A 14,625-nucleotide genomic window follows, 5' to 3' on the forward strand; every position below is an offset into this window, starting at 1 on the left:
GAGGAGGAGACTTATATGAAACAAGCACAGCATCTCATCGTATCAGGCCGGGTCCAAGGGGTCGGTTTTCGCTATTTCGCTCAAGCGACTGCACTCGAATACGGCATCACAGGTTGGGTCCGGAATTTGAATGATGGGACGGTTGAACTTCAAATCGAAGGAGACGCGGAGAGACTCGAATTATATAAACGCGCCCTCTATGACGGGAATCGCTTTGTCGGGGTCGAACGGATTGAAGCGGAAGACGCGACGGTCGAATCATTCCGGAAGTTTGATATCCGTTATTGACCATTTTTCTCATTTACAGCTAGTCACTGAGTGCAACAAACCGATAATTTGTAAATTAAGGGAACGGTTCCATACAATAAATCCACATTTCAAAAAAATAAACATCATTTTTGTGGATAGGGTGGTCAAAAAAATGAAAGTGTGTATAATGAAATAGACCAAGCGCTATATTGTCAGAAAATTTAGTCATTTAATTCGTCAAGTAACACGCAAGGTATTACATGTATGTGGAGGTAGTTGTATGAAAAAATCGACATTATTCCCGTTAGCGTTCACGATTTTCGCATTATTCTTCGGGGCCGGGAACCTGTTGTTCCCACCGATGCTAGGTGCGATGGCAGGACAGAACCTCGTCCCAGCTCTAGTCGGCTTCGTCATTACCGGCGTCGGGCTACCATTACTCGCACTTTTCGCGGTCGCGCGGGTCGGAGGTGGATCTGACCAAATCGCTCGGTATATTCCGAAGCGGCTTGCGCTCGTCTTGACGGGATTAATGTACGTGGCGATCGGTCCGTTCTTCGGGATTCCTCGGACGGCAGCAGTTACGTATGAGATGGGAGTCGTACCGTTCCTCGGTGCACCATCTATGCTCACGCTCGCAATCAGCTCAACTGTCTTCTTCGGTTTGACATTCTTCTTGACGTTACGCGCTCAGAAATTGATTGAAGTCATCGGTCGTATCATCACGCCAATTCTCTTGCTCTTGCTCGCGGCAATCGGAATCACGAATCTCGTGGCTCCACTCGGGAAGCCGATCGCACCAGCAGAAGGATATGAAACGTGGCTGGGTGCGCTCGGAGAAGGCTTCAAACAAGGCTACTTGACGATGGACGTCTTCGGTGCCCTCGTCTTCGGTGCCATCGTGCTCGTCACGCTCAAAGCGAACGGTATGACGGACCAAAAAGAAGCATCTTCACTCCTTCGGACGTCTGGAATGCTCGCCGTCACGTGTTTGATGCTCGTCTATATCTCGCTCGGGTCGATTGGAGCGAACATGACTGGGCAAACGGGAACGACAGATGGTGCAAGCTTGCTTCAAGCGTTCGCTGGTACGTCATTCGGACAAGTCGGAATGCTCACCCTCGGGGCTGCTGTCTTCCTCGCTTGTTTGACGACAGCAGTCGGACTCATCACCGAGTTCTCACGTTTCATCAGCAATACGTTCGAGTCACTCAAGTATCATCAAGTCGTCATCGCGACGACGTTGTTCGGCTACCTCATCTCGCTCGTCGGTCTCGGCATGTTGATCGAGATTGCGGTACCGCTTCTCACGCTGTTGTATCCGGTCATGATCGCACTCGTGCTCGTGTCGATCACAGAACGGATCCAGCGCAACCCGCACGTCGCTATGAAGGCGACAGTGTACACGGCCCTCGTGTTTTCTTTTTTCGAGACGACACACGGTTTGGCGCCGTCTGCTGCAACTGAATGGATCACGAACTTGCCGATGGCTGAGATTGATCTCGCCTGGGCGGTTCCAACGTTGATCGTATATGTGATCACGCTTTTCTTACCGAAACAACGTTCTAATCAATCACTCGCTCAATCACACATCTCATAAGCAAGTGAATAGACGCCCATCCTTTGGTCAAGGATGGGTGTTTTGCTGTCTTATCGTTTGCTCATTCCATTCGTCAACAAGTAAAATGAAGAGACGAAAAGGAAGTGACATACATTGACAACGAAACAAAAGAAACAATTGGCGATTCTCATGTTGAACATGTTCATCGCCGTAGCGGGATTTGGGATCATCATCCCAATCATCCCTGATTATTTGAAGATGATCGGCGAAGGTGGAACCGCTGCCGGTCTTATGATCTCGGTCTTCGCGGGGGCCCAGTTGCTCATGTCACCGATTGCCGGGAAATGGGCGGACGTATACGGGCGCCGTCCGATGATTATCTTGGGTCTGATCGGATTTACCATTTCAATGAGCGTCTTTTACTTATCTGACAATCTGACTGTCTTGTTGATTTCACGGGCCATCGGCGGCGTCGGGGCCGCATTATTGATTCCAGCCATTTTTGCTTACGTGGCGGATATCACGACGCTCAAACAACGGGCGAAAGGGAATAGTTATATTTCCGCGGCAATGTCGCTCGGAATCGTCATCGGACCAGGAGTCGGCGGCTTCTTCGCTGAATTCGGTTTGAAGGCACCTCTCCTCTTGTCGGCGATCGTCTCGCTCGTCGCCGTCATCTCGTCGATCCTTTTATTGAAGGAACCAGATCGGGAACCTTACGTTCAAACGAACGAGCGCGAATCGCTGCCGCGCCAGCTCGTGTCGTCGACACGGAAACCGTATTTCTTCGTGCTCGTCATCAACTTGGTCATGGCGTTCGGTTTGATGGCGTACGAATCCGTACTCGGGTTGTTCGTCAATGAGACTTTCAGTGCGACGCCGCAACAGATTGCGGTCATGATTACCGGGACAGGCATCGTCAGCGTCATCGTCCAACTGTTCGCCGTCGACCGTCTCGTTTCATTGCTTGGTGAGATCAAAGTCGTGCTCATCTTCATCATGCTCGCCGCGCTCGGCTTCTTGTTCTCGCTCTTTGCCGGCTCTTACGCGATTTTCTTCGCCGTCACGTTGATTATCTTCTTGTCGACCTCGATTTTACGGCCGGTGTTGAATACGCTCGTGTCGAAGATGGCCGATAAGGAACAAGGATTTGCGATGGGGATGAACAACGCCTATATGAGTATCGGGAATATCATTGGTCCGACGCTCGCCGGGATCGCGTTTGATATCGATATGCGTTATCCGTTCGTGATGGGGCTCGTCCTCTTGCTTGTGACGTTCGCCGGAACGTTGAATTGGTCGAAGCGTAAAGCAGTGGCCACGTTCGAACAATAAATTGAGGAGGGGATATGATGATTTATGTCGGTGTGACAGGATGGGGCGACCATAATTTACTGTATACGACCCCGGAAGAACGTAAACATAAACTATCGACCTATGCAGGACATTTCCCGACCGTGGAAATCGATTCCTCGTTTTATGCGATTCAACCCGTGAAGAATTATGAGAAGTGGAATCAAGAGACGCCGGAAACGTTCCAGTTCGTCGTCAAAGTTTCCAGGGAAATGAGCGGACATGACCGCGAACCGAAACTACCGCTCGCCGAACTGTTCGAACGGTATCGGACGTCAGTCGAACCGTTGAAGCAGGCCGGAAAGCTACGGGCGGTGCTCGTCCAGCTCCCACCGTGGTTCGACGTCTCGAAGCCACATCTCGATTACTTGCGGACGATTCGCGACGAGTTGAAGGATTATGACATCGCGATCGAGTTCCGCAATCCGACTTGGTTCTCTGAGGCGTTCCGGGAGCGGACGCTCGCTTTCTTGACGGAACTTCGCTTCATCAACACGATTTGTGATGAGCCGCAGACGAAAGAGAGCAGCATCCCGTTCGTGCCAGTCGTGACCAATCCGGATGTGGCCGTCGTGCGCTTACATGGGCGCAACACGGCTGGCTGGCTTAGAAAACCAGGAATGACGAGCCAAGAGTGGCGTCATGTGCGTTGTCTGTATCGTTATAGTGAAGATGAGCTACAAGAGCTCGCGGCGACCCTCCGCCAAGTTGACGTAGCAGCGAAGTCGGTGTACGTCTACTTCAACAACAACTCGGCTGGAGATGCGGTGCCGAACGCCAAGCGGCTGATTGAGATTCTCGGAGCCGAATATGAGCTCGCCCCGAGCCAAATCAGTCTGTTCTAGGAAGGGGGATCGTCTTGAGAACGATCACGATGTATCATTATAATGACTTACATTCGAAATTTCACAACTGGCCGCGTCTCGTCTCATTTTTAAATGAGCACCGGACAGAACAGACGCTCGTTTTCGATCTCGGCGACCACGCCGACCGGACCCATACAGCGACGGAAGTGACGCGCGGACAAGTGAACGTCCGTCTGCTCAACCGCATCCAACCGACGGCGGTCACGATTGGGAACAACGAAGGCATCACGTTCCCGCATGACTGGCTCGCTCACCTGTATGATGAGGCGGCGTTTCCTGTGTTGCTCGCGAACGTCTATCATGCGGACGGTACGAGGCCTGACTGGGCGACAGAGACGCTCATCGTCGAACGTGACGGACTCCGCATCGGACTATTCGGCGTGACGGCACCGTATGAAGAACTTTATCCCGAGCTCGGTTGGGCGATTGAAGCGCCGCATGCGGCAACGAAACGTGCGCTCGAGACGCTCCGAGACTGTGACGTCGTCATCGCGCTCAGTCACCTCGGTTTTTACGCTGATGAGCGGCTCGCCGAGGCGTTCCCGGAAATTGATGTCATCCTCGGGGCCCATACCCATCATGTCCTCGATGACGGTGTCGTCACGAACGGCGTCTTGATCGCCCAAGCCGGAAAATATGGGCAATACGTCGGTGAAGTCCAACTCACCCTCGACGGGAACCACATCGTCGACAAGCGGGCTTGCTTGCATGATTTAACGGAACGGGACACGGATGAGGCGACGGTTTTGACTTTACAGGAAGAATATAGCCAAGCCGAGCGGTTGCTCGATGTGACGATTGCCGACACCCCGGGTTATCCGAGTGACTGGTTCGGCCCGTCCGCCATCGGGGAGCTGTTGGCAGGCGGACTGGCAGATTGGTGTGACGCGGAAGTGAGCGTGATTCCGGCCGGTGTCTTGTTAGAAGGGTTGCAGCCTGGTCACGTCACGCTCAATATGCTGCACCGCATCTGTCCGCACCCAATCAACCCTTGTCTCTTGACGCTTGACGGAGCGACGCTCATCCGCTTTTTAAACGATGTTCAAGAAGAAGCGTTCACAACGATGCATGTCCGCGGCCTCGGGTTTCGCGGAACGGTGCTCGGTGCCCCTGTCGTTCATGGTCTCGAATTGAGGTACGGTCGCTATTATGTCCACGGACAGGAAGTCGAGCTCGACGAAACGTATCGTGTCGCCACGGTCGACATGTTTACGTTCGGTCCGCTCCTTCCGTATTTGGCCGATCAGACGAAACGTTACTTCATGCCAGAACTGCTCCGTGACGTATTACGGGAAACGATTACGACGCGTCACAATGCCATTCGAAAAGGATAGGGACGGGACCGCTCGTCATGCTATGATAAGAAAGTGGAGGTGTGAAACATGATTAGAGTGAATCGCCACGGCTATACCGTCATCGAAGAAAAACGGGACGGTTTTGACGAGGAAGCGTTCATCGCACGCTATAGCGACGTGCTCGATAAGTATGATTATATCGTCGGCGACTGGGGCCACGGACAACTTCGGTTGAAAGGGTTTTATGAGACAAAGTCCAAGTTCGCGACATATGACAACCGAATCGACCACGTGATGGATTACGTGTATGAATACTGTAACTTTGGGTGTCCGTTCTTCGTGCTCAAAAAAGAGACGGAAATCGATGAGGCGGAAGACGGTCCGGTCTTCGGTGGCACGAAGCAACCGCTCAAACTGAAACGAAAATTCAATAAGTCGGAAGAAGCGGAGCCTTCGACCGGAACATGACGCGCTGATGACATCAGCGCCTTTTTTATTACATTTATTTTCCAAATGTTTCTTTTAGGTGAAAAGACGATGTGACAGGTTTAGGGATAGGAAAATTGTGATAACTTATAAATAAGGTATATGTTTCTGTTCGGGTTTTGGAAATGAGGTGGAAGGATGCAACACGTACAAATAGCGACCGTCGGTGATCGCGATGATATTCATAACCGGATTCACAATCTCGGTCTGGGTTTACTTGCGATGTTGTTCTTCGGGTTCGGGAGCATCATGACGTTCTACTTTACGGCCGCAGTCCTTATCTATGAGGTTGTCCACGTTTTGCTGATCCGCCGCTTTGAATATCGCCAGGCGTTTCTGAGAACCCGCTTATTTAAATTTGTTTCGTTAGCGGCAGTGGCCACAGGTGTGTTCTTATTTATCATATCAATGTCACAGTTTTTCATGGGCAATGTGATGTAGTCGAGGGAAAGGGAAAATCTTTTCCCTTTTTTCGTGTTTTTTGAAACTTTTCTTAAAGCGATGACGTACACTTAGGAAAGAACTCAGAAAAAGGATGATGAAAAATGACTACGCAGTTAAAGCAACATGCACAAAACATGTTAACCGGAAAGCGTTGGCTGATGGCGGGGCTATTAATTTTATTCGTCGTCTTGAACGGGATTCCGCAATCGTTCGCGCCACAAATCGATGCCGATTCGATGGAGCCGTTGACGTCAACTGAGATGACGTTATCCTTCCTGTCGTTTGTGATGACGTTATTGATCGCGCCGCTCGCGGTCGGCTGGTCATGGCTCGTCCTCTCCGTGTCACGCGGTGAGCAACCAGGCGTTTCGAAATTATTTGAGCCGTTTAAAACAGGCTACGTCAAGCACGTGCTCGCTCCTTTCTTCATGGGACTCTTCATCTTCTTATGGTCGCTTCTGTTGATTATCCCAGGAATCATTAAAGCGTTCTCGTATTCGCTCACGTATTACATTCTACGTGATGAACCGGAATTGTCGGCGCTCGAGGCAATCACGGAGTCACGTCGCCTAATGGATGGGCATAAGATGGACGCCTTCAAACTCGTCCTCTCGTTCATCGGTTGGTTCTTCGTTGGTGTGCTCACACTCGGGATCGGCTTCTTATACGTTTACCCGTACTTTACGACGACGTACGCGACGTTCTACGACTCGATTCGTCAAGCGAAACGGCCGCAGACGAACCATGCCGGAACGGATTTTGAACAAGGATTCTAAACGAAAACCTCCGCTCAATCGAGAGCGGAGGTCTTATTATGCGTTGACTTCTTGTTTTTGGAGGTATGGCTTGAGCGATAACGTGTGCTCGGCGACGACTTTACGAATCGTCTTCGTCTTCGAGCGCATGACGAGTGACGTCGTCTCGACGATATCGTCCGTCAAGAATTTGACGCCGTCGAGCAGCTCACCTGACGTCACGCCTGTCGCCGCGAAGATGCAATCATCGCTCTTGACAAGGTCGTCAAGCGTGAGCAATTGGAGCGGGTCCTCCATGCCCATCGAGATGACGCGAGCCGTCTCTTCTTCGTTCATCGGGTGAAGGCGGGCCTGCATGTCGCCTCCGAGCGCTTTGACGGCCGCTGCCGTGATGACGCCTTCCGGGGCGCCCCCTGTGCTGATAAAGATGTCGATCGGATTCGATTTGACGGCCGCCGCGATTCCTGCTGAAACGTCCCCATCTTCGAACAGCTTGACGCGAGCCCCCATGTTCATCGCCGCTTGACGCAAGTGCTCATGGCGATCACGGTCCTGCATGATGACCGTCACTTCTTCGATGCGCTTGCCGTTATAGAGGGCCGCTTTCTCGATGATTGATTCGAGCGGTTCGTCGAGTGAGACTTTCCCTTTCAAATTCGGTCCGACGACGAGTTTATCCATATACATATCTGGTGCGTGGAGGAGGGCGCCCTTATCGGCGACCGCGATGACGACCATGGCGTCCCCGAGTCCTTTGGCGACGATCGATGTCCCTTCGAGCGGGTCAACGGCGATATCGACTTCTGGTCCGAACGTCGTCCCTAGGCGTTCCCCGATATATAGCATCGGCGCCTCATCGAGTTCACCTTCACCAATGACGACGGTGGCGTCCATATTGACCGTCCCAAGCACTTCACGCATCGCTGACGTGGCTGCGTCGTCTGCTTCGTTCTTTTGACCACGACCGATCCATTTTGACGAAGCAAGTGCGGCTGCCTCGGTTGCTCGTACAATCTCTAACGCTAATTCTCGTTCCATAGTGTTGTACCCTCCACATGATATCTATTTAATGTGACATACTAATAGTTGTGTTAATCCGTGGATTAGTGTATCACAATTACATAAATGATGTAAATAGGAGAGATTCTTTTCTCGAACGAGAAAAAGGATTACTATAGGAGGCAGGGGGGATTGCGATGTATTTTGTAAACAGAGAAAAGATTAACGAGACGTTGACCCATATGGAGACGATGCTCAGTCGACTCGACCAATTAGAAGGGGACGCTTTCACGGTTGAACTGGCAAAACAACGTTTGGCCGTTCACTTGATGGAGGGCGTGATCGATGTCGGCAACTCGATGATTGACGGGTTCATCATGCGTGACCCGGGCAGCTATGAGGATATTGTCGACATCTTGCTCGATGAGCGTGTGCTCGACGCGGAGACGGCGGAAGCGACGAAAGCGCTCGTCGGATTACGGGCGCACTATGTCAGGGAGTTCGTCACGGCAGACTCGGCCCGGTTCGATGCCTGGGTCGACCGTGATAAATCAACGTTCGAGGCATTCCCGGAGCAGGTCCGACGCTATCTCGAGGTGGAGCTCGGTCCTGTATCAGCATTTTTACCAGAAAGCGAGTGATTGGATGAATCCGATTAAAGGATACTTATTTGATTTAGATGGCACGATGTATGCGGGGACGGCCCCGATTCAAGCAGCGGTCGATTTCGTGAATCGACTCGAGGCGACGGGCTTCCCGTACTTGTTCGTCACGAACAACGCGTCGATGACGCCAGAACAAGTGGCGGATAAACTCGTGTCGATGGGGGTCCATGTGACGTCTGAGCACGTATTGACGAGTGCGATGGCGACGGCCCGTTATATCGAGAAGATGACGCCAGGGGCGACGATTTACATGATCGGTGAAGATGGCCTGCGTCTGGCGCTCGAAGAACGCGGTTTCCATGTGACGGAAGAAGCGAAGGCGGATTACGTCGTCGTCGGGCTCGACCGACACATCACATACGAAAAGCTAGCGAAAGGCGCTCTCGCAATCCGTTCCGGCGCTCGTTTCATCTCGACGAACGGCGATATCGCCATTCCGACTGAACGCGGCTTTTTACCAGGGAACGGGGCGCTCACGTCCGTCTTGACGGTAACGACGGAAAAAGATCCGTTCTTTATCGGCAAACCTGAACCGGTCATGGTCGACATCGCCCTTGAGATGATTGGCCTTACGAAAGAAGAAGTCGTCATGGTCGGGGACAACTACCATACCGATATCTTGTTCGGGATCAACGGAGGTATTCGGACGCTTCACGTTAACTCGGGCGTGCACGGTCCGGCGTTCATCCAGGAACAAGAAAAACTCCCGACCTATATGGTCGAGAGCTTGGACGAATGGACGCATGCATGAAAAAAAGGGATGACTCACGTCTCCCTTTTTATTTAGAATACTTGTTCGACTTCAACGATGCCAGGTACTTCTTCGATGAGCGCGCGCTCAATCCCGGCTTTCAATGTGATGGTTGAAGATGGGCAGCTGCCACACGCACCCATCAAACGAAGTTTGACGATGCCTTCTTCTACATCTACGAGTTCGACGTCACCGCCGTCGCGAAGCAAGAACGGGCGTAATTTATCGAGTACTTCTTGGACTTGATCAAACATTTCCATGGTATCTACCCCTTTCTGGTTCCCTTTCATTCTAGCAAGTTTGAGATTGTTTCTCAATCATTAACGCTGAGCGTTTTGTGACGATGTCACTTCTTGAATTTTATATAATAGGAGAGAACAGGGGGAATGGACATGAAAATCACGGTATATGGGGCCGAGGTACAGTGTGCGAGCTGTGTCGGGGCACCGAGCTCGATCGAGACATATGAATGGTTGCAAAGTGCGCTCGCCCGGAAGTATCCGGATCAGGCGTTCGAATTCGAGTACATCGATTTCGAGACGGCGGATGACGACATCTCGGAAGCGATCAAGCAAGATGAGTGGTTTTATCCGCTTGTCCTCTTGAATGGGGAAGTCGTGGACGAAGGAATCGTCCAGTTACGAAAAGTCTACTCGGCGATCGAGCAGACGACAGCATAAAAAAGAGTCGAGCGACGATTGTCGTTCGACTCTTGTGCGTTATAGAAGACGGAACGATGACGTCGCTGAACCAGCCGTGTAGCCAGAGAGCGTCGCATCAGATTTTACTTGATACGTCCCACGTTGTGACGAAGAGCTTGTCGAGAGCGTGAACGTGATGGCGCCCGTTGAACTTGTCTTGCCTGTTCCTGTGAGCGTCGCGCCGTTTGGCTGTGTGACCGTCACACGGACGTCGGCGTTCGCGACCGCTTGGCCGTTCGAATTCCGGACTGTTGAAGAGATCGAGACGACTTCACCAGCGTAGTAAGTTGATTTCGATGTCGATACTGTCGTCGTGAGCGCTTGGACCGGTTGCGTCGTGCCGCCAGACGTCGGTGCTTGGACGAGTCCGTTCCCGAACCAGGTGTCACGGCCGGCCGTTCCGAGGTCGATTGAATCTTGTGATAGTTTCGTGCGGAGTTGCGAGCTCGACAACGTCGGGAACGCTTGCTTCATGAGGGCGAGGTTACCGGCGACGTAAGGTGTCGCCATCGATGTCCCGCTCATTTGACCGTATCCGCCATTATAGAGTGTCGAGTTGATGCTCACACCCGGTGCCGCGACTTCGACCGTGCTGCCTGTCGCCGAGAACGAGGCACGATTGTTATTGATATCTGTCGCTGCGACAGCGATGGCCGAGCTGTAACGGGCCGGGTAGTTGACGAGGTCGCCTGTACCGTCAGCGCGTCCGTTGTTACCGGCCGCCGCGACGACGAGGATGCCAGCATTATTAGCACGGTCGACGACTTGTTGGAGGGTCGTCGATGGGCTTGTCGTCCCGAGGCTCAAGTTGATGACGTCCATATCGTTCGTGATCGACCAGTCAATCCCGGCGATGATACTCGACAGGCTACCGCTACCGTTTGCTTCGAGTGCCTTGACGGCATAGATGCTCGCTTCATGGGCGATCCCGACTGTTCCGATACTGTTGTTGCGGGCGCCAATGATCCCGGCGACGTGCGTCCCGTGACCGTTGTCATCCGCGTACGAGCTCGTGACTGTACTGAACGAGGCACCGCCAGCAATCGTCAAATCAGGGTGCGGCGAGATCCCGGTATCGACGACCGATACTTTCACGCCTTTCCCGGTGTAGCCACCCTGCCAAGCCGATGGGGCCTTCAACTTCGGGATGCCCCAGTCTTGCGTTTGGTTCTCGATTTGTACCGTTTGATCGACTTCGACGTGGGCGACATGCGGGTTGTTCTTCAAGCCATTCAAGGCGGCCTTCGGCACTTCAAGTGCTGCGGCCGGAATGTGTTTATACTGTTGACGAACTTCCATACCTTCGATTGAGAGCGGGATGTTTTTCGCTGATTCTTTGAAGACGACGATGACGCGTTCTTTTCCTTTGTTTGGAGCGGCTTCCGCGGCTTCCGGGACGGTTGACAGGACGAGCAATGAGGCGAGGACGGTGCTACAGATTTTTTTCAACTTGTTTCCTCCTTCGGGTTATGTAGGCGAGGTGACACGAAGTCGTTCGGCCGTGATCCTAGAGTAACAAGTTTTCCCATCGGGTAGAATATGTCAATCGAATCAATAATCTGAATATTTAGATAAGGGTACAGGGGATTCAGATACAAGACTTTTGACTCAACAGCATGGCGCTTCAATAGAGAATCAGTCGAGGTGCACAAAAAAAGATCGACCGAGATGGCCGACCCGTACATGTTATTTAATAACTTTATGTTTCCAGAGAATTCCGGACTTGAGCAACCGTGCGACTTTACCAGTGAGCGACTGTTTACCCATGAAGACGCCGAAACCGGCTTTCTTCCCGAGCGAACCGAGCGTGCCGCGTAGTTTGATATCTGGTAGGTCCGGATAATTGACGCCCTTCCATTTACAAAGCAACACTTGGACGATCTGTTCGGCCTGCGCTTCCGCGAGTTGACCGGAAGGTGCATACGGCAGGCTGGCGTTGTCTCCGACGACGAAAATATCGGGTTGTTCCGGGACGTAATGGTGCGGCGTCAATTTGACACGGCCACCTCCGTCGAGCTCCCAACCTTGATTGCGGACGACGGCGACCGGTTGAATCCCGGCCGTCCATACCGTCAAGTCGGAAGCGAAGTGCTGTTCATGGTTCCACAATCCATCGGCGTCGACGCGGACGATGTTCGAATTGTTGATGACTTCGACGCCATGCTCTTCGAACCAAGATTGGACGTACATCGAGACACGGTTGGATAGGAACGATAAGACGGATGGGCCGCGGTCGAACAAACGGACCGTCAAGTCGGGACGGCTCTCGCGCAGTTCACTGGCGAGCTCGACACCGGATAGACCGGCACCGACGATTGAGACGACCGATCCTGGAGATAGGCCGTTGATCGCTTGTTGAGTCTTTCGTGACTCTTCTAACGTTTGGATGCTGTACGTGAACTCGGCGGCACCGGGCACGTTGTGATATTTGTCTTCGCAACCGAGACCGATGACGAGGTCGTCATACGGCACTTTTTCTCCGCTTGCGAGCAGGACCATCTTATCTCCCGTATCGATATCGATGACTTGGCCGTATATGTAGTCGACCTCTTCTGGAAAATCGATGCGGATGTCACGATCCGACACGGTCCCCGCCGCAAGTGCATAATACTCTGTTTTCAACCCATGGTAAGGTAGACGGTCGATGAGTGTGATCGATACGTCCTTCAGCTGATGGCCGAGGACGCGTTCGATTACACGCATACCCCCGTAACCGCCTCCCAAGACGACTAATTTGCGCATAAAAATCCCCCTTTGTTACACTTCAACTGTATCATGTTATAATACGCCGTAGAAGAACCATTTTCCTGCTTTGAAGGAAAGGGAAAGGGTGAATGATATGATGAATCCGATCATTGAGTTCTGTGCCTCCAATCTAGCGATGGGTTCGCAAATCGCTCGCGCCAAATTGGAATCCGATCCAGACCTCGATGTCGTCGAATACGGCTGTACCGGCTACTGCGGTGTCTGTTCGCTTGACTTGTTTTGTCTCGTCGATGGCGAGGTCGTGACGGGAGATACACCGGAGCAACTCGTGACGAATGTATATGAAAAAATTGAAGAAATGGCATGGTGAAAAAGTTTGAAGCACTTTCAAACTTTTTTTATTTTGACCGTTTTGACCCGTTGCATTTTTAAAAAGGGTCTGTTATATTCAAAGAGGTTCGAATGTAGGTTGTCTGACGTTTAACAACAGAAAAAAGAAAGCGTTTCAAACGGTAGGGCATATCTCGATTCGGGTATATCACATTATCAGGTTTTCCCAATATGAAAGGAGCACAACACCAATGAATATCATGAGCGTGGTTGGTATTTTGGCACTAATTGGAATCGCTTACATCTTCTCTACCAACCGTAAAGCCATCAAATGGCGCACCGTTCTTGCCGCGTTCGCGGTACAGTTTACGTTCGCCTTCCTCGTCCTCTTCACGACAGTAGGACGTAACGCGTTAGAATGGATCTCAGGCGGCGTACAAAGCGTCTTGAACACGGCGAACGCCGGAATCAGCTTCGTCTTCGGTACAGCTGTCGGAGAAGGCAACTTCGTCTTCGCGTTCCAAGTGTTGACGATCATCGTCTTCATGTCGTCACTCATCGCCCTTCTCTATTATGTAGGTGTCATGCAGTGGGTCATCCGAATCCTCGGTACGGCGCTCGCGAAAGCACTCGGTACGTCACGTAAAGAGTCACTGTCAGCGACAGCGAACATCTTCGTCGGTCAGACGGAAGCTCCGCTCGTCATCAAGCCTTACCTTCCAACAATGACACAATCGGAACTCTTCGCCGTCATGGTCGGTGGTCTTGCCTCGGTTGCCGGTTCAGTTCTTGCTGGATACGCTGCTCTTGGTGTACCGCTCGAGTACTTGCTCGCAGCGAGCTTCATGGCTGCTCCTGCTGGTCTCATGTTCGCGAAAATCATCGTCCCGGAAACAGACGTACCGGATGACGATATCGAAATCGCTGAAGATGAAGAGAACAAGGCAGCGAACTTCGTCGATGCAGCCGCTCGCGGTGCCTCTGACGGTCTCTTCCTTGCGTTAAACGTCGGTGCGATGCTTCTCGCCTTCGTTTCATTGATCGCGCTCGTCAACTTGATTCTTGGTGGAATCGGCGGTTTGTTCGGTTTCGACGGCCTCACGCTCCAATTGATTCTTGGTTATGTGTTCGCACCGCTCGCATTCGTCATCGGTGTACCATGGGCAGATGCTGTTCAGTTCGGTAGCTTCCTCGGTCAAAAACTCGTCTTGAACGAATTTGTGGCTTTCTCTGAGTTTGCACCAATCATCGGTTCGGGAGAACTTTCGGCTCGTACGGAAGCGATGACGGCCTTCGCACTCTGTGGATTCGCCAACATCTCATCACTCGCCATCCTTCTCGGTGGTCTCGGTGGAATGGCACCGAACCGTCGGAACGACATCGCGCGCATGGGTGTCCTCGCAATTCTTGCAGGTACGCTTGCCAACTTGATGTCAGCCACGCTTGCTGGTCTGCTTCTCTAAT

Annotated in this window: 17 protein-coding genes; 13 read left to right on the forward strand and 4 right to left on the reverse strand. The window is 52.1% G+C overall.

Annotated features, from left to right (window positions below):
• Positions 1–15 precede the first annotated feature (15 nt).
• From DPV68_RS10895 to DPV68_RS10930, 8 genes are all read left to right on the forward strand, one after another.
• Positions 16–288, forward strand: a complete 273-nt coding sequence (locus tag DPV68_RS10895) for an acylphosphatase (RefSeq protein ID WP_114166842.1) — start codon at positions 16–18, stop codon at positions 286–288.
• A 241-nt stretch (positions 289–529) separates the two neighbouring features.
• Complete coding sequence (brnQ, locus tag DPV68_RS10900) at positions 530–1,849, forward strand: branched-chain amino acid transport system II carrier protein (protein ID WP_114166843.1); 1,320 nt, start codon at positions 530–532, stop codon at positions 1,847–1,849.
• A 114-nt stretch (positions 1,850–1,963) separates the two neighbouring features.
• Entirely contained in the window at positions 1,964–3,145 is a 1,182-nt protein-coding gene (locus tag DPV68_RS10905; RefSeq protein ID WP_114166844.1) for an MFS transporter, read from the forward strand.
• 17 nt (positions 3,146–3,162) lie between these two features.
• Positions 3,163–4,008, forward strand: a complete 846-nt coding sequence (locus DPV68_RS10910) for a DUF72 domain-containing protein (protein WP_114166845.1) — start codon at positions 3,163–3,165, stop codon at positions 4,006–4,008.
• Positions 4,009–4,022: 14 nt separating this feature from the next.
• The gene (locus DPV68_RS10915; protein WP_232819606.1) at positions 4,023–5,363 is read left to right on the forward strand and encodes a bifunctional metallophosphatase/5'-nucleotidase; all 1,341 of its coding nucleotides are present in this window, start codon (positions 4,023–4,025) and stop codon (positions 5,361–5,363) included.
• Positions 5,364–5,411: 48 nt separating this feature from the next.
• A complete protein-coding gene (locus DPV68_RS10920; protein WP_021065508.1) occupies positions 5,412–5,792 on the forward strand; it encodes a YutD family protein in 381 nt (126 codons plus the stop codon).
• Positions 5,793–5,948: 156 nt separating this feature from the next.
• Entirely contained in the window at positions 5,949–6,251 is a 303-nt protein-coding gene (locus DPV68_RS10925; protein ID WP_114166846.1) for a hypothetical protein, read from the forward strand.
• A 104-nt stretch (positions 6,252–6,355) separates the two neighbouring features.
• Positions 6,356–7,030, forward strand: coding sequence for a DUF975 family protein (locus DPV68_RS10930; protein WP_114166847.1), 675 nt, complete (start codon positions 6,356–6,358; stop codon positions 7,028–7,030).
• A 36-nt stretch (positions 7,031–7,066) separates the two neighbouring features.
• Here the strand turns inward: DPV68_RS10930 and glpX are convergent, their stop codons facing one another.
• Positions 7,067–8,047, reverse strand: a complete 981-nt coding sequence (gene glpX / locus DPV68_RS10935) for a class II fructose-bisphosphatase (protein WP_114166848.1) — start codon at positions 8,045–8,047, stop codon at positions 7,067–7,069.
• A 158-nt stretch (positions 8,048–8,205) separates the two neighbouring features.
• Between glpX and DPV68_RS10940 the strand changes: the two genes are divergently transcribed.
• Positions 8,206–8,649: a DUF86 domain-containing protein gene (locus DPV68_RS10940; protein WP_114166849.1), complete on the forward strand. Its 444-nt coding sequence runs from the start codon at positions 8,206–8,208 to the stop codon at positions 8,647–8,649.
• Between the two features lie 4 nt (positions 8,650–8,653).
• The gene (locus DPV68_RS10945; protein WP_114166850.1) at positions 8,654–9,424 is read left to right on the forward strand and encodes a TIGR01457 family HAD-type hydrolase; all 771 of its coding nucleotides are present in this window, start codon (positions 8,654–8,656) and stop codon (positions 9,422–9,424) included.
• A gap of 32 nt (positions 9,425–9,456) precedes the next feature.
• Here DPV68_RS10945 and DPV68_RS10950 read toward each other — a convergent pair whose 3' ends face one another.
• On the reverse strand, positions 9,457–9,714 hold the full coding sequence (locus DPV68_RS10950; protein ID WP_232819607.1) for a NifU family protein: 258 nt from the start codon (positions 9,712–9,714) through the stop codon (positions 9,457–9,459).
• Positions 9,715–9,810: 96 nt separating this feature from the next.
• Between DPV68_RS10950 and DPV68_RS10955 the strand changes: the two genes are divergently transcribed.
• Positions 9,811–10,104 (forward strand): DUF1462 family protein, encoded by a 294-nt coding sequence (locus tag DPV68_RS10955; RefSeq protein ID WP_114166851.1) that lies wholly within the window; start codon positions 9,811–9,813, stop codon positions 10,102–10,104.
• 39 nt (positions 10,105–10,143) lie between these two features.
• On the opposite strand, the gene DPV68_RS10960 is transcribed toward DPV68_RS10955, so the two are convergent.
• Both DPV68_RS10960 and DPV68_RS10965 read right to left on the reverse strand, forming a co-directional pair.
• Positions 10,144–11,574 carry a S8 family serine peptidase gene (locus tag DPV68_RS10960; RefSeq protein WP_114166852.1) on the reverse strand — a complete coding sequence of 477 codons (1,431 nt, stop codon included), beginning with the start codon at positions 11,572–11,574 and terminating at the stop codon, positions 10,144–10,146.
• A 237-nt stretch (positions 11,575–11,811) separates the two neighbouring features.
• The gene (locus tag DPV68_RS10965) at positions 11,812–12,867 is read right to left on the reverse strand and encodes an NAD(P)/FAD-dependent oxidoreductase (RefSeq protein WP_114166853.1); all 1,056 of its coding nucleotides are present in this window, start codon (positions 12,865–12,867) and stop codon (positions 11,812–11,814) included.
• 97 nt (positions 12,868–12,964) lie between these two features.
• On the opposite strand from DPV68_RS10965, the gene DPV68_RS10970 reads away from it, so the two are divergent.
• Both DPV68_RS10970 and DPV68_RS10975 read left to right on the forward strand, forming a co-directional pair.
• Complete coding sequence (locus DPV68_RS10970; protein ID WP_021065517.1) at positions 12,965–13,201, forward strand: YuzB family protein; 237 nt, start codon at positions 12,965–12,967, stop codon at positions 13,199–13,201.
• A gap of 211 nt (positions 13,202–13,412) precedes the next feature.
• Positions 13,413–14,624 carry a NupC/NupG family nucleoside CNT transporter gene (locus tag DPV68_RS10975; protein WP_114166854.1) on the forward strand — a complete coding sequence of 404 codons (1,212 nt, stop codon included), beginning with the start codon at positions 13,413–13,415 and terminating at the stop codon, positions 14,622–14,624.
• Position 14,625: the final 1 nt, after the last annotated feature.

The sequence above is a fragment of the Exiguobacterium sp. TNDT2 genome, assembly GCF_003331145.1.
Lineage (GTDB): Bacteria > Bacillota > Bacilli > Exiguobacteriales > Exiguobacteriaceae > Exiguobacterium.

Coding starts and splice junctions, on each gene's coding strand:
- DPV68_RS10895 (WP_114166842.1), top strand. CDS start 16: ATGAAACAAGCACAGCATCTCATCGTATCAGGCCGGGTCCAAGGGGTC.
- brnQ (WP_114166843.1), top strand. CDS start 530: ATGAAAAAATCGACATTATTCCCGTTAGCGTTCACGATTTTCGCATTA.
- DPV68_RS10910 (WP_114166845.1), top strand. CDS start 3,163: ATGATTTATGTCGGTGTGACAGGATGGGGCGACCATAATTTACTGTAT.
- DPV68_RS10920 (WP_021065508.1), top strand. CDS start 5,412: ATGATTAGAGTGAATCGCCACGGCTATACCGTCATCGAAGAAAAACGG.
- DPV68_RS10925 (WP_114166846.1), top strand. CDS start 5,949: ATGCAACACGTACAAATAGCGACCGTCGGTGATCGCGATGATATTCAT.
- DPV68_RS10930 (WP_114166847.1), top strand. CDS start 6,356: ATGACTACGCAGTTAAAGCAACATGCACAAAACATGTTAACCGGAAAG.
- glpX (WP_114166848.1), bottom strand. CDS start 8,047: ATGGAACGAGAATTAGCGTTAGAGATTGTACGAGCAACCGAGGCAGCC.
- DPV68_RS10940 (WP_114166849.1), top strand. CDS start 8,206: ATGTATTTTGTAAACAGAGAAAAGATTAACGAGACGTTGACCCATATG.
- DPV68_RS10945 (WP_114166850.1), top strand. CDS start 8,654: ATGAATCCGATTAAAGGATACTTATTTGATTTAGATGGCACGATGTAT.
- DPV68_RS10950 (WP_232819607.1), bottom strand. CDS start 9,714: ATGAAAGGGAACCAGAAAGGGGTAGATACCATGGAAATGTTTGATCAA.
- DPV68_RS10955 (WP_114166851.1), top strand. CDS start 9,811: ATGGACATGAAAATCACGGTATATGGGGCCGAGGTACAGTGTGCGAGC.
- DPV68_RS10965 (WP_114166853.1), bottom strand. CDS start 12,867: ATGCGCAAATTAGTCGTCTTGGGAGGCGGTTACGGGGGTATGCGTGTA.
- DPV68_RS10970 (WP_021065517.1), top strand. CDS start 12,965: ATGATGAATCCGATCATTGAGTTCTGTGCCTCCAATCTAGCGATGGGT.
- DPV68_RS10975 (WP_114166854.1), top strand. CDS start 13,413: ATGAATATCATGAGCGTGGTTGGTATTTTGGCACTAATTGGAATCGCT.